Genomic DNA, 24,674 nt, shown 5'->3' on the forward strand with positions numbered 1-24,674 from the left:
CGGTCATCACTTCGGGTGATGGCTCCAGGTCCGCGGGCTGTGCTGTGATGGAGGCGTGCGGCGATGGTCCGATCTTCCCGAGGTGGCGCGCGACGTGGTCGGCGCGTTGTTCGCCTTCGTGGGCGGGACGGCGCTGTATGTCACCGGCCTGTACTTCCTGCACGAACCGGACACCCCGGTGTCGATCCCGGTCCGGCTCGCCATCTATCTCCCGTTGTGTCTGCTGACCATGGGGCGGCGGCGAATGCCGTTACCCGCCATGGCGATCGGGCTGGTGCCGCTGCTGGTCGACATCTGGATCGGCCCTTCGGTGCCGGTCTGGCTGGTCTACGGGGACCTGATCTACGCGGCCGTGCTGTACAGCGGGCGGCGCGCGTCACGGATCGTGACCGTGCTCTGGTCGGTGTTCTCGATCTTCCTCGTGGTGCTGGTGTTGACCCTGACCGTCGATCTGCGGTCGGTCTCGCTCGCCTTCATCGTCGTGTTCGCCTTCATCGCCACCCCGCTGTGGTGGGCCAATTCGGTGCGAACGCACAAGGAGATCGCCGGCGCCGAGCGGGCGCGTGCACAGGCGTTGACGCTGGTCGCCGAGCTGGATCGGCGTGCGGCCATCGCCGACGAACGCACCACCATGGCGCGCGACCTGCACGACGTGATCGCCGGGCACCTCTCCGCCATCGCGATCCAATCCGAGGCGGCGCTCGGGGTGCTGACCCGGCAGGAGGGCGACAGCCCCGTCACCGGAATCATGCGGTCGATCCGATCCAACAGCGTGAGCGCGCTGCAAGAGATGCGCACCATGATCGGCTTGCTGCGCAGCGGCGACGCGGACGAGGTCGCCGCGCCGCGCCGGCTCGCGCAACTGTCCATCCTCGTCGACGCGGCCCTTGCGGCAGGCATCGCGGTGCAGGTGACCGAAACCCTCGACGACACCGAACTGCCGAGCGCGGTCGATCAGGCCGCGTACCGCATCATCCAGGAGGCATTGACCAACGCCATGAAACACGCACCGGGACAAGAGGTCGCCATCGAGGTGGGCGCGCGGGACGGGAAGCTCGCGCTCGCGGTGCACAATCGGCTGCCTGCGGTCGAACTGAAGCACCGCGACAACGGTGACCCGCACCGCGGCCTGATCAACATGCGCGAGCGGGCCGCCGCGCTCGGCGGACACTTCACCGCGGGACCGGAATCCGGCCGCTGGGCCGTGCACGCCGAACTGCCGCTGAGCACGGCGGGCGCGTCATGACGATCCGGGTGCTGATCGCCGACGACCATGCCGCCATCCGCGCGGGGCTGCGGATGATCCTGGACGCCGAGGACGATATCGAGGTGGTCGGCGAGGCCGCCGACGGCGACGTCGCGGTCGCTCAGGCCAGAGCGCTGCACCCGCACGTGGTGCTGATGGATGTGCGCATGCCCGGTGTGGACGGGATCACCGCGACCGAGCGGGTCACCGCCGACGGGCTGGCCAAGGTGTTGATCCTGACGACGTTCGATCTCGACGAATACGTTTTCCGGACATTGCGGGCAGGCGCGTCGGGGTTCGTGCTGAAGTCCGCGTCCGGGCAGTCGCTGATCGACGCGGTGCGCACGGTCGCGGCGGGCGACGGTGTGCTCGCCCCCGAGGTGACGCGGGCGGTGATCACCGCGTTCGCGTCGACCAATACCGATGCGGCGGAACCGGAACCGACCGGGCTGGCCGACCTCACCGAGCGGGAGCGGGAGGTGCTGGACTGCCTCGGCGACGGGCTGTCCAACGCGCAGATCGCCAGGCAGCTGTTCATCGGCGAGACGACGGTGAAGACGCACGTGTCGCGGGTGCTGACGAAACTCGGTGTGCGGTCCCGGGTTCAGGCCGCGATCGTCGCGCGGGAGGCGCGGGAGCGGTAGGTCAGCAGGCCCGCCGAGCGATCACCTGGCGAGCGGGGCGAACACGCCGTCCTCGTCGGGCCGGAACTCTTCGACGGCGATCACCGCTCCCGTCGGCAACGGCCCGTAGAGGTGCGGGAACAGCATCGACTCCGGGTCGGTCGGCACGCCGGGTTCCCACTTGACCGGTGCGCCGAGGCGGGCCGGATCCAACCGGAGCAGCACCAGATCGCGGCGGCCCGCGAACAGGCGGTTGGCGGGCAGGTGCGCCTGCTGCGGCGCGGACAGGTGGATGAACCCGACCTCGTCCAGCGACGGCGCGCGGTATTCACCGGTTTGCCGGGCGGAAAGCCACTCGCTCAAAGTGCATATGTGAACAAGCGTGTGAGTGTCATAGGTCACGGGTAATCTCCCGGTAGACAACTGGATCGGCCTGTTCGAGGTGGTGATCTGACCGAGTTCGAAGCGTGACCTGCGCTGTTCGCCAGTAGCGAAATCCCAGGTCGTGTTATCGAAAACACACAGAATCACTCACGGGAACAAAGCCCCCGTCCCGAACGTCTGACAGAGTAGTCATACCACTGCTGGGAAGTAGCGGTAGCGAGCCCGCGGAGTGACCACGGGCCCCACACCAGGCGAATGGTCTGCGAACCAGGAGCCAGGACGGAGGAGTCATGCCAGGAACCCTGACTAGCACCCCACTGACCGCGGTCGATCGTTGCGACCGCTGCGGGGCGGCAGCACGAGTGCGCGCCGTTCTGCCCGCAGGTGGAGAGTTGCTCTTCTGCCAGCACCACGCGAACGAACACATGGATCGATTGCGCGAGTTGGAAGCCGTGATCGACACGGAGTCCGCACCCGCCCTCTGATCAACTCCTCGCGTCCTGACACAACAGCATCGAACAACAGAACACCGATTTTCCGCAGCGGGCGATCCACGGATCGCCCGCTGTTGGTGTGTTCGGGGGAAGGGTGGATTGCCGCGGATGACCGAAGCGCGGCAGCTCGAGCGTGGCTCGGCAGCTGCACGACGACTCAGGCGCGACACGGCAGCGCACGGCGACCCAGGCGCGACACGGCGGCAGCTCAGGCGCGACACGGCCGCAGCAAGCGCGACACGGCGGCTCAAGCGCGGCGCGAAAGCGAGACCCCGACGAGGGCTCAGGTGTGGCTCGAAGGCGAGTCCATAGTGCGGATCGACAGGTCGCCGAGGATGCCGTCGAGCAGGCGGGCCAGGCCGAACTCGAAGGCGCCGTCCGGGTCGGCAGGGGCCTGATACAGCTCACCGACCGCGGACCCGACTCGCGACGCCAGCGGAAACGACGCGGGCGGGATGGCCTGGGTGAGCAACGGGCCGTGCACTTCCCACCATTGGGCATCGGTCATCACCTGCGTCTCGCGGTGCGCGGCCACCGCCATCCGCGCGTTGCCGGTGGCGAACTCCGTCAGCACGGCGACCACCCTATCCATCTCGACATCCGACAGGCCCATCCCCTCGATCGCTGCCAGCTGCCGTTCGAATCGGCGCATCAGGCCTGGGCCGAGCACCAGCCGCCACGGCGACACCTCGAGCAGCCAGGGATGGGCGAGCAGTTCTGCCCGCGCCTGCCTGGCGATGGCGGCCATCCGTTCGCGCACCGGCAGCTCCGACGGGATGGGCGCGTCCTCGTCGGCAACAGCGTCCGCCATCAAGACCGCGAGGGCTTCCTTGCTCGGCACGTAGGTGTACAGGCTCATCGGGCGTAGGCCCAGCTCTGCCGCGACCGTGCGGATGGACACCTTCGCGTACCCGTCTCGATCCGCGAGCGCGACCGCGGCCTTGACCACCGCGTCGACGCTGACGGTCGGTTTGGGCCCGCGCCCGCCTTGTTTGCGGGGCAGCTCGTGCCGCCACAGCAGGCTCACCAACTGTTTCGCCTGCTCGACGGTGGATTCAGCGGACAAGGGACTCCTCGGAACAAACTCGGTACTCTGTACGTTGTTCAGATACTTCGTACACCATACGCCGATTAAGGGGTTCGCTCTGCCAAGCACACAGGCCACGTATCTGCCCGACCGGCACATGTTCGCGCTGTGGACATGGACCGGGGACGGCCACGGTCCCGCGCCTGCCGAGTTCGGCGACCGGGAAATCGTCGCCCTCGCGGTTCCGGTCGGCGCCGACGGTGCGATCGAAGTCTCGGAGGTCGACTGCGTGTTGATCGATCCGGACAGGTTCGCAGACGCCACGATCGCCGATGCGGGACTGTCCGTCCACCGCTGGCAAGCGGTGCTGCATGCCGACTCCGGCACGGCAGCCACCGAGACGAGCTCGCCCGCCGAGGAACTGAGTGGCGAGATCGTGTTGCCCGTTGCGGCACACGCCGTTCCCGATGCGGTGGGCACCTCGATCCTCTCGGCCGCGCGCGCGGTGCGGGTGGTGCGTGAAACGCAGGGAGCGGCAGCGGAATTGCGATCGGCCCTGAAAGCCGATCTGCGGCCCTATCAGGTGCGCGGGGTCAGTTGGCTACGGGAGACGACCGCAGCCCACGCAGGGGCGGTGCTGGCGGACGAAATGGGGCTCGGAAAGACCGTGCAGACCATCGGTTTCCTGCTCGGGCGCGCGGCGGGCGGTGCACAGCTCGTGGTGTGCCCCACCTCGCTCGTCGGGAACTGGGCGCACGAGATCGACCGGTTCGCGCCAGGGCTACAGGTGCGCGTGTGGCGCGGTGGTGAATTGGACGCGGACGCGGGGACTGTCGTGATCACCGGGTACCCGACGCTGCGACTGCACGGGCACCTGCTCAGCGATCAGCGATGGGCGACGGCGGTTTTCGACGAGGCGCAGGCCCTCAAGAATCCCCGCACGCAGCTCGCCAAGGCGGCGCGCGAACTCGACGCCGAAGTGCGCGTCGCACTGACGGGTACACCGGTAGAGAACCACCTGGAAGAGCTGTGGGCACTGTTGAACCTAGTGGCGCCCAGGCTGTTCGGGCACCGGACCCAATTCCGGCGGCGGTTCGTCCGGCCGATCCAAGAAGGCTCCGCCGCCGCGGCGGCACGGCTGCGCGACGCGATCGAACCCGTCGTGCTCGCGCGCAAGAAGGCCCAGGTGGCCGCGTCGCTGCCCGCGAAGATCCACGCCGACCTGCTCTGCGACCTCACCGACGAGCAGGAAGGCCTGTACGACAAGCTGCTCGACCGGGCCATCGACGACGGATTCGGATCCGGCGCACAACGACAGAGTCGGGTGCTCGCGGCACTGACCGCGCTCAAACAGGTCTGCAATCATCCCGGCCTGATCACCGGCGAGCTCACCGAGCTCGCGGGCCGCTCCGGCAAGCTCGACCTGTGCACCGACATTCTCGCCAACAACCTCGAGATCGGCGCTCCGACACTGATTTTCACCCAGTATCGGCAGACCGGCGAGCTGCTGATCCGCCACCTCGCCGAACAGTTCGACGTCGCGGCACCCTTCTTCCACGGCGGACTGGACCAGGCCGAACGCGCCGCCATCGTCACCGGCTTCCAAGCCGAAGACGGGCCGCCCGTGCTGATCCTCAGCTTGCGCGCCGCAGGCACCGGTCTCACGCTGACCCGCGCCGCCGACGTCATCCACTTCGACCGCTGGTGGAATCCGGCGGTGGAGGCGCAGGCCTCGGATCGGGCGCACCGCATCGGCCAGACCCGCACGGTCACCGTCACCACGCTCACCTCGACCACCACCGTCGAGGAGCACATCGCGCGCATGCACGACCGCAAGTCCGCGCTGTCCGACCTCGGCGACTCCGCGGGCATCGCCGCCCTGGCCCGTCTCGACGACGATCAACTCGTCGAGATCTTGCGCCGCAAACGCGGGTGACACCAGGTCGATCGCAGACCCACCGACTACCAGACAGGGAGAACCCTTGGCAGACAACGAGTTCGGCTACACCGCGTGGGGCATGGGCTGGGTCAGGCTCGCCGAGCCGCTCCGCCAGACCCGGCCCGAGCCGCTCCTCCCCCGCGCGCGCAGCATCGCCCGCAACAACGGCGTGCAGGCGACCATCGAGGGGCGCATCGCGCGCGCCGCCATTCATCGCGGCGGCGAGGCTTCGGTCACGCACCTGGAAGTGGCGCCGCTGCCTCGCGCCTCGATCACCGCGATCGGCGAGATCATCCCGGACACCACCGTGCTCACCGACGAGATGCACCGCGAGGTCGCCGCGGCGGGTGTCACAGTCGCACCAGTTCTGGTCGGCATCGACTGCTCGTGCAAGGCGCGGTCGACGCGGTGCCTGCACGTGCTTGCCACGTTCTATGACATGGCGCGCCGAGTGGACGAGAACCCTCGTCTTGCGCTGGCGGTGCAGGGTTATTTCGAAGCCGCACAAGATGATTCAGCCGTGCAGGTGGAGATTCCCCGCTGGACTCCGATCAACACACTGGACCCGGCCGACTATTTCGGACAACTAACACCCCGGTGACCCACCACCTCGACTATGTCCGTTCGACCTTCGCGGCCCCGGCAGGTCAGGTAGAGGTTCAGCGTGCCGCCGCTACCGTCGGCGCCACCTCCCCCGGTCGTATCACTGGCTCCGCCGCCGCAGACGGTAAGGGCGACCGCCGCGACCGAGTCGCCGGATGTGGCCCGCACCGGCCGCTCACGAGGGCTGCGGTAGGCGCGGCTCAGTTCGGTCGATAGCCGCGGAAGCGGAAACTGCCTGCGCCCACTTCGATTTCGACATCGGCGAAGCCCACCCGCCACAGCCGCTCGACGGCGGTGTCGGGTGGGACGGGGACACAGGTATCGCCGACGTGGACCAGGCGAAACATCCGGCTATCGAGTCCGTCACTACCCGCGAACACGCCACCGGGCCGCAGGACGCGCAGCGCATCGGCGAACAGCGCGTCCTGCAGGTCGGGCGTCGGCACGTGATGCAGCATGGTGAAGCACACCACCGAGTCGAATTGCTTTGCCTCGAAAGGCATGTCGGTGCCGTCACCGTCGACAACGGCGATTTCCGAGCCCCGCTTGACCCGCAACCGTGCGGCGAGATCGGGGTCGATCTCGACACCGGTGAGCGAGGCGGTTCGCGCGCGCAGTGCTCGCACGTTCGCGCCGTAGCCGGGGCCGATCTCCAGGGCCGACGCACCGAGGTCGACGCCGGACAGCGCCCACGGCACGATCCGCGTCGAACTGGCCCGTTCCCACATCGAGGAGCGGCAGCACAGCTGGTGGAAGAGGTTCATCGCCATGCCCCCAACGCTAGGGAGCGGACAAGCGTGACCACGACAAGCTACGGTGACACATTATGTCGCAAAACGGCCACACCTACCTGCAGGCCGCCCCGCCCGGCCCCACCGCGATGGTGTTCGGGGCAGGGGTGCTGCCCGCGCACTTCTGGTTCGGCGTACACGAGCATCCGCAGCACCAGATCGCTTGGGCCGCACGGGGAGTGATCGTCGTCGAGGTCGGTGACGACCGCTGGGTGCTACCGCCGACCAGGGCGTTGTGGATTCCCGGCGGCATCCCGCACGAGACGGGCACCGCCGAGGGCGCCGAAATGCGCGGCATCTACGTCGAACCCGACCGCTGCCCGGTGCATTTCGCCGCGCCCGCGATGCTGCGCGTCACCCGCCTGGTCCGCGAACTGTTCGAACACCTCGGTGCGCCAGGCACCGAGGCCGCCCGTCGAGAACGCGCCGAGGCCTTGCTCTTCGACCTCCTGGAACCGGTCGATGTGATCCCGATCGGCGCACACCCGCCCACCGATCCCCGCGCCAGACAGGTCGCCGACGCCCTGACCGACGACCCGTCCGACCCGCGCACCCTCACCGAATTCGCCGCCGCGACCGCCACCAGTCCCCGCACCCTGGCCCGCCTGTTCGTCGACGAAACCGGAGTCAGCTTCGGCCACTGGCGAACTCAGATCCGCCTGGCCGCCTCGCTCCCCTTGCTCGCCGCAGGCCTCCCGATCGCCCGCATCGCGGGCCGGGTCGGCTACGCCACCCCCAGCGCCTACGTCGCCGCCTTCCGCCGCGCCGTCGGCGTCTCCCCCGGCAAGTACTTCACCGGCTAGTCAGCCGACGAGTGGCACACCACGGAGAGATCTTCTCGACGTTTGCCGCAGCCATGTGCCACTCGTGTTCTGTGAGTGGACCCTTCCGAGGGGATGTTGCCAGTGCCAGGCAGGGATTTGCCCGGATAACGTCCCGGTAGTGGACTTTTCAGGCGTTGGTGCCGCCGTCGACGGTGAGGATCGCGCCGGTCACGCTGCGGCCGGTGTCGCCTGCGAGGAAGCCGACCATGGCGGCCATGTCCTCGGGGCGCGCGAAGTGGCCGAGGGCGGTGAGCCCGACCTGATGGTCGTAGTGGTCGCCGTCGAGCGGATTCATGTCCGTCACAGTCGATCCGGGCTGCAGCAGGTTCACGGTGATGGCGCGCGGGCCGAGTTCGCGCGCGAGCGCCTTGGTGAAGCCGTTCAGCGCCGACTTGCTCAGGTTGTAGAGCGACAGTCCGCCGAACGCGGCGCGCTCGGAAAGGTTGGTGCCGATCGAGATGATCCGGCCACCGTCGTTCATGTGGGCGACGGCCGCCTGAGCGCCGACGAACGCAGCGCGGGCGTGAATGTTCAGTGCGCGATCGACTTCCGCGAGGGTGAACTCTTCGAAGGGCTTGGCCGGGAAGATGCCTGCGTTGTTCACCAGGATGTCCAAGCGGCCCAGATCGGCGGCGGCCTGGTTGACCGCGTGCACCACGTCCTCGGCCGCGCCGCTGTCCGCACGGATCGCCACCGCGCGCCGACCGAGTGATTCGACCTCCGCGACAACGGATTTCGCCTGAACCTCGGCGCTCTGGTACGTGATCGCAACGTCCGCGCCGTCCGCGGCGAGCTTGCGCGCGATCGCCGCCCCGATCCCTCGGCTACCGCCGGTCACCAGTGCCACCTTGCCCGTGAGATCCGACATCGGTCCTCCTCCAATTCTGTGCCGATCAATACATAAATAGCTAAGCGCACGGATGGCGGTGGCGTCAAGGGTTATATTTAACGATCGACACAGAAAGGATCGGGCCATGGCTGAACGGGGACGACCGCGCGCGTTCGACCGCACGACCGCGCTGCGCGCTGCCATGGAGGTGTTCTGGGAGCACGGCTACGAAGGCTCGTCGATGGGCGACCTCACCTCCGCGATGGGCATCAACTCGCCGAGTCTGTACGCCGCGTTCGGCTGTAAGGAGGCGCTGTTCCGCGAGGCCGTCGACCTGTACGGGCAGACCGACGGCAGCTACACCGAGCGGGCGCTCAGGGAAGAACCCACCGCACGGGCCGCGATCGAAGCGATGTTGCGGGACAACGCAATTGCCTACACGGTCGAAGACAAGCCACACGGCTGCATGGTCGTCCTCGCCGGTTCGACCTACACAACGCGCAGCGAGAGCATCCGCGACTTCCTCGTCGAAAAGCGCAGGGAGACAACCGAAGACCTCCGCAAACGACTGGACCGCGGTATCGCGGACGGCGATCTACCCGCCGGAGTCAACACGAGCGCCCTGGCTCGCTTCTACACCACCGTCCTGTACGGCCTGTCCATCCAAGCCAGAGACGGCGCCGCACACAGCGAACTAACCGAATCCATCGATTGCGCAATGGAGGCATGGCCGACAACGGCGTGAGCCGACCCGCGCCAGACCCCATCTCACGCCAAGCCATGACCCGCGCACCAGGCATGTCCCGCACCGGGTCCTCGTCTGGCATCAAGCCTCATCCCGCACCAGGCGCAGGTCCGCACAGGACAGTGCCCTGCATCCAACCCAGCCCCGCCCCGCACCAGATCCCATCTTGCGCCGGGCCTGTCACGCACGAGGCCCGTCTCACGCCAGGGCCCGCAGGAGAGTGCCCGGCATCTCTGGCCCTCCGCACCAAGCCCTGCCCCCACTAGATCTCACGTCGCGCCAGGCCTCGCCCGCGCTGGGCATTGCCCTGTCCCGGAACAGATCTCACCTCGCGCCAGGCCCCACTTGCGCTGGACAGTGCCTGCGCAGCGTGAGAGCGCGCTGTGCGCCAGGTCCGTCCGCGTCCGACGCCTCATACCGCCAGCGCAGAGTTCTACATCCGACGCAGCGCGGCGATGCGCTCGACCAGCTGGTCGGCCGAGGCCAAAGCTGTTGGCGGGCCGCCGCATTCGCGCCGCAGTTCACCGTGGATCACGCCGTGTGGCTTGTTGGTCCGGTGATGATGCATGGCGACCAAGCTGTTGAGCTCACGCCGTAGCTCGCCGAGGCGATCGGCGGTCGCGACCCGCTCGACCGCGCTGGCAACCTGCGGGCCGGGATCGGGGGCGGCCGCCGCCTCCCCGCGATCGGCGATCTGACGCGACTGCCGTTCCCGCAGCAACGCACGCATCTGATCGGCATCGAGCAACCCGGGAATCCCGAGATAGTCGGCCTCCTCGTCACTGCCGGCGAAAGTGGCGGTGCCGAAGGAAGATCCGTCGTAGATCACCTGATCGAGCTCGGCGTCGGCGGCCAGCGCGACGAAGGACTTCTCCTCTTCGCCCGGCTCGTCCTGCTGCTTGTTCGCGTCGATCAGCAGCTCGTCGTCGAGCCCGTCCTTCTCCCGGTGCGCCTTGCCGATCACGTGGTCGCGCTGCAACTCCAACTGCGCGGCCAGATCGAGCAGCACCGGCACCGACGGCAGGAACACGCTGGCGGTCTCGCCGGCTCGCCGCGCACGCACGAACCGGCCGATGGCCTGCGCGAAGTACAGCGGGGTCGAGGCACTGGTCGCATAGACCCCGACCGCGAGACGCGGCACGTCGACGCCTTCGGACACCATGCGCACCGCGACCATCCACGGCTGGTTGCTCGCCGCGAATTCGCCGATCCGGTCCGAGGAGCTCGGATCATCGGACAACACCAGCGCGGGCTTCTCGCCCGAAATGTGTTCCAGCAGTTCGGCGTAGTCGCGGGCCCGGTCCTGGTCGGTGGCGATCACCAGACCGCCCGCGTCCGGCATGCCGGTGGTGCGCAGCTGGCGCAGCCGCATGTCGGCGGCGCGCAACACGGCGGAGATCCAGTCGCCTGCCGGGTCGAGCGCGGTGCGCCAGGCACGCGCGGTCTGTTCGGCGTTGAGCGGCTCGCCGAGGCGGGCGGTGTGCTCCTCACCCGCGCTGTCGCGCCAGTGCGCCTCACCGGAGTAGGCAAGGAACACCACGGGCCGGACGACACCGTCGGCGAGCGCCTCGGAGTAGCCGTACGCGTGGTCGGCGCGCGAGCGCGGGAAGCCGGACTCGTCGGGTTCGTAGGTGATGAACGGGATCTGGCTGTCGTCGCTACGGAACGGCGTGCCGGTCAACGCGAGGCGGCGGGTCGCGTCGCCGAACGCGTCCGCGGTCGCCTCGCCCCAGCTCTTCGCGTCGCCCGCATGGTGGATCTCGTCGAGAATGACCAGGGTCCTGCGGTTTTCGGTGCGCACGCGATGCCGGGACGGATGCGAGGCGACCTGAGCGTAGGTGACGACGACGCCGTGATAATCGCCGGAGGTGCCGCCGGTCGCGTTGGAGAACCGCGAGTCCAGCTGGATGCCCGAACGGGCCGCGGACTGTGCCCACTGATGCTTGAGGTGTTCAGTGGGGGCGACGACGGTGATCTGGTCGACGGTGCGGTCGGCGAGCAATTCAGCAGCGACCCGCAGCGCGAACGTGGTCTTACCGGCGCCCGGTGTAGCCACCGCGAGGAAGTCGCGCGGCTTCGACGCGAGGTATTTGGTCAGTGCCCGACGCTGCCAGGCTCGCAGCGTTCCGCTGCTCGATGAACCGGAGCTGTTCGGTCTCCCCGAGGCATCGGGTGTTACCGAATCGCCCGGTGTCTCCGCTTGTCCCGCCACAGCGGCGCCACCCGACCCAGTCACTCTGACGACCATACTTGGCCGCACCGGCGTGTTGCCAAACCGACGCGGCGTTGGCGATAGGCGTCACATGTTCACTCGGCGACTCGCCGTAATTCACGTGTTGCCCGACGACACGTCGCCCCCGGAATCCAGTGCGGTAGCTGTCCGTGAGCAATGCTGTAGTCACGATGAACGACGAGAACACCCTGCCGAGCGCCCCGCCGCCGCCCGACTTACCGTCGCTCAGCGGTGGACTCGCCGCGCGCAGGCTGACGTGGGCGCAGCGGGTGCTGCTGTGGTTGCGGCGTATCCGCAGGCAGAGCGTTCGGCTGGTGGTGCGCGTCGCCGTGAAGGCCTGGGACGACTCGATCTTCGCTAAGTCGGCGGCCGCGGCGTTCTGGCAAACGCTGTCGCTGGCGCCGCTGCTGCTCGGGGTGCTCGGCAGTCTCGGTTACGTCGGCGGGTGGTTCGGGCCGGACACCGTTGACATCGTCGAATCCAAGATCATCTCGTTCAGCAAGGACCTGTTCAGCTCGACCGTGGTGACGGATCTGATCGAGCCGACCGTCAAGGACGTGCTCGGGCGCGGACGCGGCGCAGTGGTGTCGTTCGGTTTCGTGCTGTCGCTGTGGGCCGGGTCGTCGGCGATGGCGACGTTCGTCGACGCGATCGTGGAAGCACACGACCAGCAGGACGCGCGACACCCGGTGTGGCAGCGCATCTTCGCGCTGCTGCTGTATGTGGCGTTCCTGGTGGCCTCGGTGTTCATCCTGCCGCTGGTTGCGCTCGGGCCGGCGCTGATCGGGCGGGTGCTGCCGGACCCGTGGAAGGCGACCGGGATGCAACTGCTGGACTTCTTCTACTACCCGGGTGTCGGGCTGCTGCTGATCGTCGTGCTGACGACGCTGTACAAGCTGGCGCTGCACACTTCGCTGCCGTGGCACCGGCTGTTCCTCGGTGCGCTCGTGGCCGCGGTGTTCTTCATGGCGGCCAGCGAAGGGCTGCGGCAATACCTGTCGTGGATCACGAAGACCGGCGTGAGTTACGGCGCGCTGGCGACGCCGATCGCGTTCCTGCTGTTCACGTATTTTCTCGGTTTCGCGGTCGTGCTCGGCGCGGAATTCAACGCCGCGGTGCAGGAATTCTGGCCGGCGCGGGCGACCAGGATGGAGCAGGTGAAGGAGTGGCTCAGCAATCAGCTGAGCGGTGACTCGACCGACGAGGACGAGCCGAAGACAGCAGCCGACGAGACGGCGGAGGCGTCCCCGCCGTCGGCGGTCGACACCCGTTCAGGCGCGGCGCCCGCACAGACGCCGCAGCCACCTCAGTCGCCCTTTTTCAGCCCGTCGTAGATCTTCTTGCAATCCGGGCACACCGGAGAGCCGGGCTTCGGGGACCGCGTCACCGGAAAGACCTCACCGCACAGCGCGACCACATGAGTGCCCATGACGGCGCTCTCCGCGATCCGGTCCTTCTTGACGTAGTGGAAGAACTTGGGGGTGTCATCGCTCGTCGACTCATCGGTGGTCGAATCCGGGCGAACCATGGTGTCGGTGCTCACCCGTTCCATGATGCCGCATCGGCGTCCCGGAAGCGGTATCGGTGTGATCACCTGCCCGCGGGTCTGTCGCACCGACCACAGCGTGCGCGCCCAGACATCACCCTGGCACACGGTCCGCGGACGTCTGACCATCCGCCTACGGTGCCTGCGGGTCTATCGCGCAGACCACAGCGTGCGCGCCTCGGCCGCACCGGTGGACGTCTGACCACCCTGTGTGCACTGGCGCTCCGACAATGGAAGACTCGACCTTATGCAGCAGCACGGCGACTCCTCCAACGCCGACGACATCGGCCGTGGCGAGGGCCCGGACGTGACGATGCCGCCCGCTTCCCCCAAATCGTCCGGCTACTTCCCCGGCTCCGATGACAAGCATCCGGTGTTGATCACCGAGGCCCAGCCGTCGCTCGAGGACCAGCACCGTTCCCGGGTCCGCCGGTACACGATCATCATGGCGTTCCGCATCCCCTGCCTCGTGCTGGCGGCGATCGCCTACAGCTCCTTCGGCAGTGCCCTGCTGTCGATCCTCATCATCGCGGTCTCCATCCCGCTGCCGTGGATCGCCGTCCTCATCGCCAACGACCGTCCGCCGCGCCGCAAAGACGAACCGAGCCGCTGGGACGAGCCGCGCCCCGCCCTCGAATCCCGGCCGCACAAGGCCATCGACAGCTGATCGTCGCTCGTCCGTTGTGGCTCAATAGGTTTGGGCCAGCGTCATGCGACGGATGAACGCCGACATCACCGCGGCGATGCCGCAGAGCGCACCCGCCAGGTACCAGGCGAGGTCGTAATTGCCTTGGACATCGCGGATTACGCCAGCGCCGGTGGCCGCGACCGCCGAACCGATCTGGTGGGAGGCGAAGACCCAGCCGAACGCGACCGGGCCGTCGTTGCCGAACAGTTCGCGACAGAGCATGACGGTCGGCGGCACGGTGGCCACCCAGTCCAGGCCGTAGAAGATGATGAACACCCACAGGCTCGGCTGGGTGTGCGGCCCGAGCAGCGACGGCAGAATCAGCAGCGACAGTCCGCGCAGCGTGTAGTAGCCGATCAACAGGAATCGCGGATCAACGCGGTCGGTCAGCCATCCGGAAGCGATGGTGCCCGCCACATCGAAGATGCCGACGACGGCGAGCAGACTTGCCGCAGCGGTCGGCGGCATGCCGTGATCATGTGCGGCGCTGACGAAATGGGTGCCGACCAGACCGTTGGTCGAGGCGCCGCACACCGCGAAACCTCCTGCCAGCAGCCAGAATCCGGGGGTACGCGCGATCTTCGCCAGTACCGTCACCGCGCGGGACGCACCGGCACCCGCCGACGTGCGCACGCCGACAACACTCCCCTGCTCCGCGCCATAGGCCAGCACACCGACATCGCTCGGAAAATCCCGAATAAACAGCAGCACCAACGGCACAACGGCCAGCGCCGCTCCGGCGACGATCAGCGACGGCAGCCGCCACCCGTGCGCGTGCGCGAGCATCGACACCAGCGGCAGGAACACCAGCTGACCGGTCGCGCCTGCCGCGGTGAGTATTCCGGTGACCAACCCGCGCTGCGCCACGAACCACCGTCCGGTGATGGTCGCCACGAAGGGCATCGACATCGAGCCGACGCCAACGCCGACCAGCAGACCCCAGGTCGTCATCAGCTGCCACGGCTGCGTCATGAACACGGTGAGTCCACTGCCCGCCGCGACAAGCAGCAGCGCGCACGCCACCACCTTGCGGATCCCGAACCGGTCCATCAGCGCCGCGGCGAACGGCGAAATCAGCCCGTACAACAACAGATTCAGCGAAACAGCCGCACCGATCGTGCCGTGCGACCACCCGAACTCCGCGTGCAGCGGATCCATCAACACACTCGGCACCGAACGGAACGCGGCGGCCCCGAGCAGCGCGACGAAGCCGACCCCGGCAACGATCCACGCGGGATGCACACGGCCGCCAGGCGTCACGCTCTTCGCCCCTGCCGGCGTCTGCAGTTCTGTCACCCGACGAGCGTGCCGGAAATTTGCTTCGCCAACGAGTGGCCGGAATGCCACAAAGCGTCAGTATCGTGCCAACCCGCGCGACACGCGAATATTCTCGACAGCGCGCGAGGCATTCCCTAGGGTGTCCCCGGGAACACGACAGGAGTGAACATGATTCGGTGGATGTGGGCGTTCCTGGACCGCCCCACACAGCGATTCGACGACTGCGCCAAGTTCTGGTCGACGGTCACCGGAACCGAACTGTCCGCGCGCCGCGGCGAGAACGACGAATTCCTCACGCTCCTCCCCGATCCCGCGCTCTTCGCCGCCGCAGGCGTGAAGATGCAGGCCGTCACCGGCCTCGGCGGCGTGCACCTCGACCTCGACGTCGACGACATCCCCACCGCTGTGCGCACCGCACTCGACCTCGGCGCCGAACTCGTTGCCAACCACCCCGACTACGCGGTGCTGCGCTCCCCCGGCGGCCAAACCTTCTGCTTCACCCCGAGCGGCCGCGCCACCAGCACCCCGGCGCCCGCGGTGGCCGCCCCCGACGGCACACTCACCCGCCTCGACCAAGTCTGCCTCGACATCGGCCCCACCGACTACGCCACCGAGACAGATTTCTGGAAGTCGTTGACCGGTTGGCCCTTCCACCAGGCCAGGCTGCCCGAGTTCGCCCGCCTGAAGTCCACCGAGCCACTCCCCATCCACCTGCTGCTGCAACGGCTCGGCGAGGACCGCCCCACCAGCGCACACATCGACATCGCCGCCGCCGACATCGACGCCTCCGCTCTCTGGCACGAATCCCTCGGCGCCACCATCGTCGACCGCCACGAACACTGGATCGTCATGAGCGACCCCGCCGACGCCCCCTACTGCCTAACCAGCCGCACCCCAACCCCCAACTGACCATCCAATACCGTTCAACACCAACGACACCGGAGCGGAAGCGCAGCAGTCCGCGTCCCAGAGTCGGCGGCGGGTGCATCCACAGAGACTCAGCACTGTTCACAGAGGTTGCAGCGCCTGTGAACAGTAGACACGGTATGTGGACGTCGAGAATGGGCGTGGGCACAGCAGCTTTGGACTGAGCGCACCGGATGGGATCGGCTCAGCGTCGGTGCAATGGCGGCGATGCCGAGAAGGAGCCGATGCCTAGGTTGTATCGGCGAGGACGACAACACAGCCCGACTGCGATCCGACCCCAGGGGCGCCAGCGGGCCTTCGACACAAGCACTGACCGCGCGACGGTGACACCGCCGATGCCGGGGATGTATCGGCGACAACGAGAACGCGGCCAGGCGATCCAGCCTGGAGGCGCAAGCTGAGGCTTCGACACAGGTCCTGACCGCGTGACGCCGACACCCGGCGGGTGCTGATTGGTTGCGGTGGCAGAGTACCGATGTGCCTACGACATCGACGACGACCGGATCGCTGCTCACCGCGCTGTGCCCGGAACTGCGGGCTGCGCTGACACGGGTCGGCTATGACGCCGACAACCTGCTCGAGGTTCTCGGCGCGGATGTGCACGCGGCGCTCGGCCGCTCGGAGCCGGTGCCGGTGCGGCGGATGGCCAGGACCGCGGGCGAGCTCGGCACCCTGATCCGGTTGCTGTTGCTCGGGGACGCGCTGCCCGAAGGGGACGTCGCGGCCGCCCTCGCGCCGGTGCGCATCGACCGTGCGATCGCCGCTGGACTGTTGGAACGCGACGGCGACTTGGTCCGCGCCGCCCTCGATCTGCGCCCGCTGGACGCCGGGGCAGGCACCCGCTGGATCCTGTCCGATCTCGACGATTCGATGCGCAGGCGCACCTTGACCGAAGAGCACGTGCTCGGCGTCGGCCATGCCTCCCTGTCCCTCTTGCGCGCCACCCCGACCCGCCCGGTCGGGTCCGTACTCGATCTCGGCACGGGCTGCGGCGTCCAGGCCGTCCACGCCGCTTCCTATGCGAACCAGGTGACCGCGACCGACGTGAATCCGAGGGCGCTGTGGCTCGCCGAAGCCACCGCCGCGCTCAACGGGCTCGATATCGAACTCGTCGAGGGCTCCTGGTTCGAGCCGGTGGCCGGACGTCGCTTCGATCAGGTGGTCGCCAATCCGCCGTTCGTCGTCGGCCCGGCCAGGATCGAGCACACCTACCGTGATTCCGGGCTCGCCCTCGACGGCGCGAGCGAATTGGTGATCGGGCAGGCGGCGGACCTCCTCGCGCCGGGCGGCACGGCCGCGATGCTGGCGGCCTGGGTGCACGTCGACGGCGAGGACTGGCGGCATCGCGTGTCGTCCTGGCTGCCGACGGACGGGGTGGATGCCTGGGTGGTGCAACGCGACGTCGCCGATCCCGCGCTCTATGTCGGCACCTGGTTGCGCGACGCCGGCCTCGACCCGCGCGATCCCGCCGCCCAGGCACGCGCCGAACAGTGGCTCGACGCCTTCACCGCGGCCGACGTCGATGGCATCGGCTTCGGCTTCGTCTACCTGCGCGCCATCGACGGCCCGACCGAACTGCTCGCTGAGGACCTCACGCACGGCTTCGACGATCCGCTCGGCGACGAGGCGAGCCGCTATTTCGAACGCTCGGCCTGGTTGCGCGCCGTCGCGCGCGACGAAAAGCTGGCTTGGACTTCACGTTTCGTGGTCGATCCGGCCACCGCCCTGGAACGCGTCGCGCTGCCCGGCCCTGACGGCTGGACTGAGCGAGTGGCCCGGCTACATCGTGGCGACGGACCGCGCTGGCAGCACGAGGTGGACGAGACAACTATCTCTCTGCTTGCGGGAATGCGCGCGGATGGCCTCCCGTTATACGAGCTGATCGAACTGCTGGCGGTTGCCTACGGATCTGATGAAGTGACCACGGAGTTCGCGGCCGATGCGTTGGCCGTGGTGGCCGGACTGGTGCAGCACGGGTTGGTGCGGCCGGTGTAGTTGGGCAATCGCGGGTAGGTCGGTGCAGAGCATCGGACAGGGTCGGTTCCATGGCACGGCGCTTCTCAGGAACTTCTCAGACGAGAGTGATGAAAACCGCACGTCAGAGCGGTTTATCTGAGCCGTGGCGGGGAACTTTTACCCTGTCGGGTCCGTTGTTCGGAGTGAGACACCACCGACAGGAGGCAAGTCATGACAAGCCCCGCCACCACTCGTGTGCGCACCAGCGATCAGGACCTCGACGCCCAGAGCCCCGCAGCCGACTTGGTACGCGTGTACCTGAACGGAATCGGCCGTACCGCGCTGCTCACGGCTGCCGACGAGGTCGAGCTGGCCAAGCGTATCGAGGCGGGCCTCTACGCCCAGCACCTGCTGGAGACCGGCAAACGATTGTCGGCCACCCGCAAGCGTGATCTGGCCCTCATCGTTCGCGAAGGCCAGGCCGCCCGGTCGCACCTGCTGGAAGCCAACCTCCGCCTCGTCGTCTCGCTCGCCAAGCGCTACACCGGCCGCGGCATGCCGCTGCTCGACCTCATCCAGGAAGGCAACCTGGGTCTGATCCGCGCTATGGAGAAGTTCGACTACGCCAAGGGCTTCAAGTTCTCCACCTACGCCACCTGGTGGATCCGTCAGGCCATCACCCGTGGCATGGCTGATCAGAGCCGCACCATCCGGCTGCCAGTCCACCTGGTCGAACAGGTGAACAAGCTGGCCAGGATCAAGCGGGAACTGCATCAGCAACTCGGCCGCGAAGCCACCGACGCGGAACTGGCCAACGAGTCCGGCATCCCGGTCGACAAGATCTCCGATCTGCTCGACCACAGCCGCGACCCGGTAAGCCTGGACATGCCGGTCGGCAACGACGAAGAGGCACCGCTCGGCGACTTCATCGAAGACTCCGAAGCCACCTCCGCCGAGTCCGCCGTCATCGCAGGCCTGCTGCACCACGACGTGCGCAGCGTGCTCGCCACCCTCGACGAGCGCGAACAGCAGGTCATCCGCCTGCGCTTCGGCCTCGACGACGGCCAGCCACGCACCCTCGACCAGATCGGCAAGCTCTTCGGGCTCTCCCGCGAGCGCGTCCGCCAGATCGAGCGCGAGGTCATGTCCAAGCTGCGCAAGGGCGAGCGGGCCGACCGTCTCCGCGCCTACGCCAGCTGATCGACTGCGTCGGGTGATCGACGACGCCAGCTGATCGACCAGGCCGGGCGATGGAGCGCGTCAGGTGGATCGAGCAAGACAGGTGATCGACCATGTCAGGTGGATCAACCGGGCCAGGTGGATCGACCAGGCCAGGTCATTGACCACGCCAGGCAAATCAACCGGGCCAGGCGGATCGACCACACCAGCTGACTGAGCACACCAGCCGATCGACCACGCCGGGTGATTGAGCGACTCTGTGCCGGGTAACTCCGGCACGCGACGCCGGACCACAACCCCGAAGTCAGTCCGGCGTCTGACCGGGTGCCCCTCGGGGTCACCTGCCACGCGGCTGGTCGACCAAACCAAGTGCTTGAGCAGGCCAGGTGATTGAGCAACTCTGTGCCGGGCAGCTCCGGCACGCGACGCCAGACCACAACCCGAGGCCAGTCCGGCGTCTGACCCGGTGCCCCTCGGGGTCACCTGCCACGCGGCTGGTCGACCACGCCAAAGGCTCGAACAGGCCAGCTGATTGAGCAGGTCAGGTCGTCGACCAGGCCAGGTGATTGCGCAACTCCGTGCCGGGCAGCTCCGGCACACGACGCCAGACCACAACCCGAGGCCAGTCCGGCGTCTGACCCGGTGCCCCTCGGGGGGCCACCTGCCACGCCGGCTGGTCGACCACGCCAAAGGCTCGAACAGGCCAGCTGATTGAGCAGGTCAGGTGATCGACCGCACCGGGTGATTGAGCAACTCCGTGCCGGGCAGCTCCGGCACACGACGCCAGACCACAACCCGAGGCCAGCCTGGCGTCTGACCAGATGACCCTCGGGGTCACCCGCCGCGCCGGCCGGTCGCCCAAGCCAAGTGCTCGAGCAGGCCAGGTGATCGACCACACCAGGCGATCGACCAGGCCAGGTCGTCGACCAGGCCGGGCGATTGACCAGGCCAGGTGATTGAGCCACTTCGTGCCGGGTAGCTCCGGCACACGACGCCAGACCACAACCCCGAGGCCAGTCCGGCGTCTGACCGGGCGCCCCTCGGCTCACCTGCCACGCCGGCTGATCGACCAAGCCAGGTGCTCGAGCAGGCCAGGTGATCGACCACACCAGGTCGTCGACCAGGCCAGGTGATTGAGCAACTCCGTGCCGGGTAACTCCGGCACACGACGCCAGACCACGACCCGAGGCCAGCCTGGCGTCTGACCCGATGGCCCTCGGCTCACCTGCCACGCCGGCCGGTCGCCCAAGCCAAGTGCTCGAGCAGGCCAGGTCATCGACCACACCAGGGGATTGCGCAACTTCGTGCCGGGTAACTCCGGCACACGACGCCAGACCACAACCCCGAGGCCAGTCCGGCGTCTGACCGGGCGACCTTCGGCTCACCTGCCACGCCGGCTGATCGACCAAACCAAGTGATTGAGCAACTTCGTGCCGGGTAACTCCGGCACGCGACGCCGGACCACAACCCTGAGGCCAGTCTGGCGTCTGACCCGGTGACCCTCGGGGTCACCTGCCACGCCGGCCGGTGCCCGCGCGCCCCGCCCCCTCCGGGGCTTGCGCGACCCGGTCGGCGTAATCCGTATGCGACCCGCGTTCCCTGCCGGACGTACGAATTCCGCTCGTGCCGCACGCTTCACCATGCAGGACGAGCGTGCTGTGTACGCCGAGAACGTGCTGTGCACATCGAGAAGTGACAGCACGAGCGTGCCGCGCACATCAAGAAGCGCCAGGGCAGGAAGCGCGAGCGACGGGAAGCGTTGTCAAACTCCAACATTCAATGCATTGACCGTCAATCTAGAACCCCCTTCCGTGGATCCGCACCGGTTCTGCAGTTGGTCGGTTGATCACCGGGCACTGGTGGCGGCATCGCCCGAGAAGCCCCCGCCACCAGTTCCCACTCGGCACGAAACCACCCTCCTCCATCCCACATACCGGGATCACCGGCGGCCCCTGAGACCGACAACCGCGGCCAGCCCCGGCGCAACGCCGAAATCCGCACCCCAACTGGGGATCAGCACCGGTTCCCGAGCTGGTCGGTTGATCACTGGGAACTGGTGGCGGCATCGCCCGAGTAGCCCCCGCCACCAGTTCCCACTCGGCGCGCAACCACCCCCTACGACCCCACATACCGGGATCGCGGGCACCCCCGTGACCGACAACCGCGGCCAGCGCCGCCCGAACGCCGAAATCCGCACTCTAACTGTGGATCCGCACCCCTTCTGGACGCCCAGAACCAGTGCGTATCCACAGAACGAGTGCGGATCCGATTCATCGATCGTGTAACCTCTGAACCTGCACACCTTCTGCCCTCCCACACACGATTTCGTCGGTGATTCGCTGTGCGGGGAACTCGAAAAGTATGCGAGACAGCGTCTTCGATCCGGTCCAAAGATCGGGAAGTGATCTTGGGAAGTTGACGGGAGAGAAATGGTGCGTGTCGCAGGGCGTGTTGCAACCATAAGACTCCGCTCAACGCGGATCAGCAACCATTAGACTCCCGTCAACGAAGCTCAGCAGGCGGCCAGTCGGAAATGGTTGGGCGGCGCGACTACCGGATTCGCGCCGCAAACTCGACTGGACCGAGCCCAGCTCACCGTCGAGCGCAATCAGCACGTCCACGACTACGACCTCCGCCCGGTCCACCACACCGACCTCAGCCGAGGCGGCGGGGGCCGGTGTCGAAGCGGCTCGGTTCGGGGCCGATTCGACCTCGGGCGTAGAGGATTTCGGCGGAGTTGGTGGAGACCAGGACGGGGTCGAAGGAGAGTTCGCGCATTTGTGGGAGGTCGTCGAAGAGAGCCGAGATGCGTTGGGCCAGTTCGGCAAGCGCTGCTTTGTCGACCGCGGGACTGGCCGGGGTGCCAGATAGGAGTGGGGCGGCGCGGGGCGCGTCGATGAGGGCGGTTGCTTCGTCGGCGGTGAGCGGGAGGGCGCGGTAGGCGCGGTCGCCGAGAAGTTCGATGATCAGGCCGGAGAGTCCGAACTCGATGACCGAGCCGAACGACGGGTCGTCTTGGACGCGCAGCACACAGCCGACGCCCTTGGTCGCCATCTTCTGGATGTGCAGCACCGGGTCACCGCACAGTTCGGCCAGGTCCGCATACCCCTGACGCACCGCCTCCGGACGCCACAGATCCAGTCGCACACCGGTGAGGTCCGGTCGGCGACGCCACATTTCGCCGGTCGCCTTCGCCGCCACCGGATAGCCGAGTTCCTCGGCGGCCGCGACGGCCTCGTCGGCGTTGCGCACCTCCCGGAACTCGACCACCGAAATGCCGTAACAGTCGAGCAGGTCGACGGTTTCCAGATCGGTGAGCCTGCGGCCGCCCGCCGAACCGGCCATCCACTCCCCCACCAACCGCCGGGCGCGTTCGGTGTCGATCCCGTCCGGGCGCCGCACCGGCGATACCGGCCTGGTCCGCCACTCCGCATAGCGTCGAACCCTGGCCAGTGCCCGCGCGGCCCGCTCCGGATCGGGATACGACGGGATCGACCCGCGCACAGCGCTCGCGCCAATACCGCGAACCGCGAGCAGGTTCGGAATGCCTTGCTCGGCAATGAATGTCGTCAAGATCGGCTTGTCGACCTCGGGGACAGCAGCGGCGGCGGACCGGATGGCATCCGCGAAACCCGCCATCGGCAGCGGCACCGGCGGTGCGAAAACCACGATGACCGAGTCGATGTCATCCGACCGCAAGGCCGCCACGGTCGCGTCGAGGTAGTCGCCTGGCGTCGCCTGCGGCCCCAGGTTCACCGGGTCGCCGACCGCCAGCCCCTCCGCTCGCGCCGCGTCGACGGCCAGCCAGTTCAGCGCCGCACTGTTGCCGACCACGGACAGCCGGGAACCGCCTGGCAGCGGCTGGTAGCCGAGCAACGCGGCGCAGTCGAACAGTTCCGAGATGGAGTCGACCTGCACGATCCCCGCCTGCGCGAACAGGTCTCGCACGATCGAGCGGTCCATGTCGTTGCTCGGGTCGGTGGCGTGCCGTCCGCTGCTCACCGCGACGATCGGCTTGGTCCTGGCCACTCGACGCGCGATCCGGGAGAACTTGCGCGGATTACCGAAGCTCTCCAGGTAGAGCAACACCACCTCGGTATCCGGGTCGGTGTCCCAGTACTGGAGTAGATCGTTGCCGGACACATCGGCACGGTCGCCCGCCGAGACGAACGTCGACAACCCCAGATTCCGCGCGGCTGCCTCGCCGAGGATCGCCGCGCCCAACGGCCCGGACTGACAGAAGAATCCGATCCGCCCCCGGCCGGGCAGCACCGAGGCCAACGTCGCGTTGAGCGCCACCGCCGGGTCGGTGTTCGCGATGCCCAGGGCGCTCGGCCCGACCACTCGCATCCCGTGCCCTCGGGCGGCGGCAACCAATTCCCGTTCGGCGGTCCCGCCGCCGATGCCGGTCGCGTCGAACCCAGCCGTGAGCACGACAAGTCCCTTGACGCCCTTGGCCATACAGTCGTCGAGCACCGAGGCGATCGCGCCGGGCGGCACCGCGACCACCGCGAGGTCGACCTCGTCCGGGATCTCCCGCACTGTCGCGTAGGCCCGCACCCCACGCACCGACCGCCGATTCGGGTTCACCGGGAACACCGGGCCCTGAAACACCCCGGACAGCAGGTTGTTCAGCACCGCGCCGCCCACCCGGCCCGCGCTCGGCGTCGCGCCGATCACCGCAACGGAGCGCGGCGTGAGCAGATTGCCCACGCTGCGCGCCTCCGAGGCGCGCTCCCGCGAATCCCGCACCGACAGCAGGGCTTCGGTGGGGTCGATGGCGAATTCCAGATGCAGCACCGACCCGTCCCTGCTGCGCTCCACCTGATAGCCGGCGTCCCGGAAGACCGTCACCATCGTGGTGTTCTCGGCCAGCACCTCGGCGACAAAGGTATCGATCTTGTTCTCGGCGGCGGCACCGGCCAAGTGCTCCAGCAGGATCGAGCCGAGCCCGCGCCCCTGATGCTCGTCGGCCACCACGAAGGCGACCTCCGCCGAGCGCGGCCCGACTCGGTCGAGGAGTTCGTACCGGCCCACCGCGACGATCGCGGTCCCGAGCACCAGCACCAGACCGACCCGGTCGTGATAGTCGACGTGCGTCGTCCGGTACTGGTCCTTCGGCGAGATCCGCGGGTAGGGACCGAAATAGCGCAGATACCGGGTGCGGTCGGACAGCGCGGCGTGGAACTCCTGCAACGATTCCGCGTCATCAGGCGTGATCGGTCGCAGCCGGACCACACCGCCGTCGGAGGCGAGTATGTCGGCGAACCAGTGCTGCGGCGGGGGCGGCGGCACAGCGGGGGTGTCCGGAGTGTCGACGGGGTGACTATTCACTAGTATCACCTCTTGTTACATAGGCTGA

Annotated in this window: 20 protein-coding genes; 12 read left to right on the top strand and 8 right to left on the bottom strand. The window is 67.9% G+C overall.

Annotation, left to right across the window (positions count from 1 at the left end; genetic code table 11):
• Window positions 1-55: 55 nt before the first annotated feature.
• Both NA11_RS02575 and NA11_RS02580 read left to right on the top strand, forming a co-directional pair.
• Window positions 56-1,246 carry a sensor histidine kinase gene (locus NA11_RS02575; protein WP_084653982.1) on the top strand — a complete coding sequence of 397 codons (1,191 nt, stop codon included), beginning with the start codon at window positions 56-58 and terminating at the stop codon, window positions 1,244-1,246.
• Entirely contained in the window at window positions 1,243-1,890 is a 648-nt protein-coding gene (locus NA11_RS02580) for a response regulator (protein WP_069160061.1), read from the top strand. Before NA11_RS02575 ends, NA11_RS02580 begins: the two co-directional genes overlap by 4 nt.
• A 21-nt stretch (window positions 1,891-1,911) precedes the next feature.
• Here the strand turns inward: NA11_RS02580 and NA11_RS02585 are convergent, their stop codons facing one another.
• On the bottom strand, window positions 1,912-2,271 hold the full coding sequence (locus NA11_RS02585; protein WP_069160062.1) for a DUF952 domain-containing protein: 360 nt from the start codon (window positions 2,269-2,271) through the stop codon (window positions 1,912-1,914).
• Window positions 2,272-2,543: 272 nt separating this feature from the next.
• On the opposite strand from NA11_RS02585, the gene NA11_RS46495 reads away from it, so the two are divergent.
• Window positions 2,544-2,738: a DUF7455 domain-containing protein gene (locus NA11_RS46495; protein WP_029903635.1), complete on the top strand. Its 195-nt coding sequence runs from the start codon at window positions 2,544-2,546 to the stop codon at window positions 2,736-2,738.
• Between the two features lie 292 nt (window positions 2,739-3,030).
• Here NA11_RS46495 and NA11_RS02595 read toward each other — a convergent pair whose 3' ends face one another.
• Window positions 3,031-3,813, bottom strand: a complete 783-nt coding sequence (locus NA11_RS02595) for a TetR/AcrR family transcriptional regulator (RefSeq protein WP_245745683.1) — start codon at window positions 3,811-3,813, stop codon at window positions 3,031-3,033.
• Between the two features lie 118 nt (window positions 3,814-3,931).
• Here NA11_RS02595 and NA11_RS02600 point away from each other — a divergent pair, with 118 nt between their 5' ends.
• Entirely contained in the window at window positions 3,932-5,710 is a 1,779-nt protein-coding gene (locus tag NA11_RS02600; protein ID WP_069160063.1) for a DEAD/DEAH box helicase, read from the top strand.
• Window positions 5,711-5,756: 46 nt separating this feature from the next.
• Window positions 5,757-6,314, top strand: coding sequence for an SWIM zinc finger family protein (locus tag NA11_RS02605; RefSeq protein ID WP_069160064.1), 558 nt, complete (start codon window positions 5,757-5,759; stop codon window positions 6,312-6,314).
• A gap of 202 nt (window positions 6,315-6,516) precedes the next feature.
• On the opposite strand, the gene NA11_RS02610 is transcribed toward NA11_RS02605, so the two are convergent.
• Entirely contained in the window at window positions 6,517-7,086 is a 570-nt protein-coding gene (locus NA11_RS02610; RefSeq protein ID WP_069160065.1) for a class I SAM-dependent methyltransferase, read from the bottom strand.
• 56 nt (window positions 7,087-7,142) lie between these two features.
• Between NA11_RS02610 and NA11_RS02615 the strand changes: the two genes are divergently transcribed.
• The gene (locus tag NA11_RS02615; RefSeq protein WP_141717356.1) at window positions 7,143-7,910 is read left to right on the top strand and encodes an AraC family transcriptional regulator; all 768 of its coding nucleotides are present in this window, start codon (window positions 7,143-7,145) and stop codon (window positions 7,908-7,910) included.
• 148 nt (window positions 7,911-8,058) lie between these two features.
• Here NA11_RS02615 and NA11_RS02620 read toward each other — a convergent pair whose 3' ends face one another.
• On the bottom strand, window positions 8,059-8,799 hold the full coding sequence (locus NA11_RS02620) for an SDR family NAD(P)-dependent oxidoreductase (RefSeq protein ID WP_069160066.1): 741 nt from the start codon (window positions 8,797-8,799) through the stop codon (window positions 8,059-8,061).
• A 106-nt stretch (window positions 8,800-8,905) separates the two neighbouring features.
• On the opposite strand from NA11_RS02620, the gene NA11_RS02625 reads away from it, so the two are divergent.
• On the top strand, window positions 8,906-9,505 hold the full coding sequence (locus tag NA11_RS02625; protein WP_069160067.1) for a TetR/AcrR family transcriptional regulator: 600 nt from the start codon (window positions 8,906-8,908) through the stop codon (window positions 9,503-9,505).
• Window positions 9,506-9,938: 433 nt separating this feature from the next.
• Here NA11_RS02625 and NA11_RS02630 read toward each other — a convergent pair whose 3' ends face one another.
• Entirely contained in the window at window positions 9,939-11,627 is a 1,689-nt protein-coding gene (locus NA11_RS02630; RefSeq protein ID WP_069160201.1) for a DEAD/DEAH box helicase, read from the bottom strand.
• Between the two features lie 260 nt (window positions 11,628-11,887).
• Between NA11_RS02630 and NA11_RS02635 the strand changes: the two genes are divergently transcribed.
• A complete protein-coding gene (locus tag NA11_RS02635; protein ID WP_439957037.1) occupies window positions 11,888-13,072 on the top strand; it encodes a YihY/virulence factor BrkB family protein in 1,185 nt (394 codons plus the stop codon).
• Here NA11_RS02635 and NA11_RS02640 read toward each other — a convergent pair.
• Complete coding sequence (locus NA11_RS02640) at window positions 13,045-13,290, bottom strand: DUF3039 domain-containing protein (protein WP_167837548.1); 246 nt, start codon at window positions 13,288-13,290, stop codon at window positions 13,045-13,047. The genes NA11_RS02635 and NA11_RS02640 overlap by 28 nt on opposite strands.
• 307 nt (window positions 13,291-13,597) lie before the next feature.
• On the opposite strand from NA11_RS02640, the gene NA11_RS02650 reads away from it, so the two are divergent.
• Complete coding sequence (locus tag NA11_RS02650) at window positions 13,598-13,951, top strand: DUF3099 domain-containing protein (RefSeq protein ID WP_069160203.1); 354 nt, start codon at window positions 13,598-13,600, stop codon at window positions 13,949-13,951.
• A gap of 21 nt (window positions 13,952-13,972) precedes the next feature.
• On the opposite strand, the gene NA11_RS02655 is transcribed toward NA11_RS02650, so the two are convergent.
• Window positions 13,973-15,268: an MFS transporter gene (locus NA11_RS02655; protein ID WP_069160070.1), complete on the bottom strand. Its 1,296-nt coding sequence runs from the start codon at window positions 15,266-15,268 to the stop codon at window positions 13,973-13,975.
• 150 nt (window positions 15,269-15,418) lie between these two features.
• On the opposite strand from NA11_RS02655, the gene NA11_RS02660 reads away from it, so the two are divergent.
• From NA11_RS02660 to NA11_RS02670, 3 genes are all read left to right on the top strand, one after another.
• Window positions 15,419-16,159, top strand: a complete 741-nt coding sequence (locus NA11_RS02660) for a VOC family protein (RefSeq protein WP_069160204.1) — start codon at window positions 15,419-15,421, stop codon at window positions 16,157-16,159.
• Window positions 16,160-16,654: 495 nt separating this feature from the next.
• Window positions 16,655-18,172 (top strand): DUF7782 domain-containing protein, encoded by a 1,518-nt coding sequence (locus tag NA11_RS02665; protein ID WP_069160071.1) that lies wholly within the window; start codon window positions 16,655-16,657, stop codon window positions 18,170-18,172.
• A gap of 192 nt (window positions 18,173-18,364) precedes the next feature.
• A complete protein-coding gene (locus NA11_RS02670; RefSeq protein WP_014986732.1) occupies window positions 18,365-19,333 on the top strand; it encodes a sigma-70 family RNA polymerase sigma factor in 969 nt (322 codons plus the stop codon).
• 2,634 nt (window positions 19,334-21,967) lie between these two features.
• Here the strand turns inward: NA11_RS02670 and NA11_RS02675 are convergent.
• Window positions 21,968-24,646: a bifunctional acetate--CoA ligase family protein/GNAT family N-acetyltransferase gene (locus NA11_RS02675; protein WP_141717357.1), complete on the bottom strand. Its 2,679-nt coding sequence runs from the start codon at window positions 24,644-24,646 to the stop codon at window positions 21,968-21,970.
• Window positions 24,647-24,674: the final 28 nt, after the last annotated feature.

This window comes from Nocardia altamirensis NBRC 108246 (genome assembly GCF_001612685.1).
GTDB lineage: Bacteria > Actinomycetota > Actinomycetes > Mycobacteriales > Mycobacteriaceae > Nocardia > Nocardia altamirensis.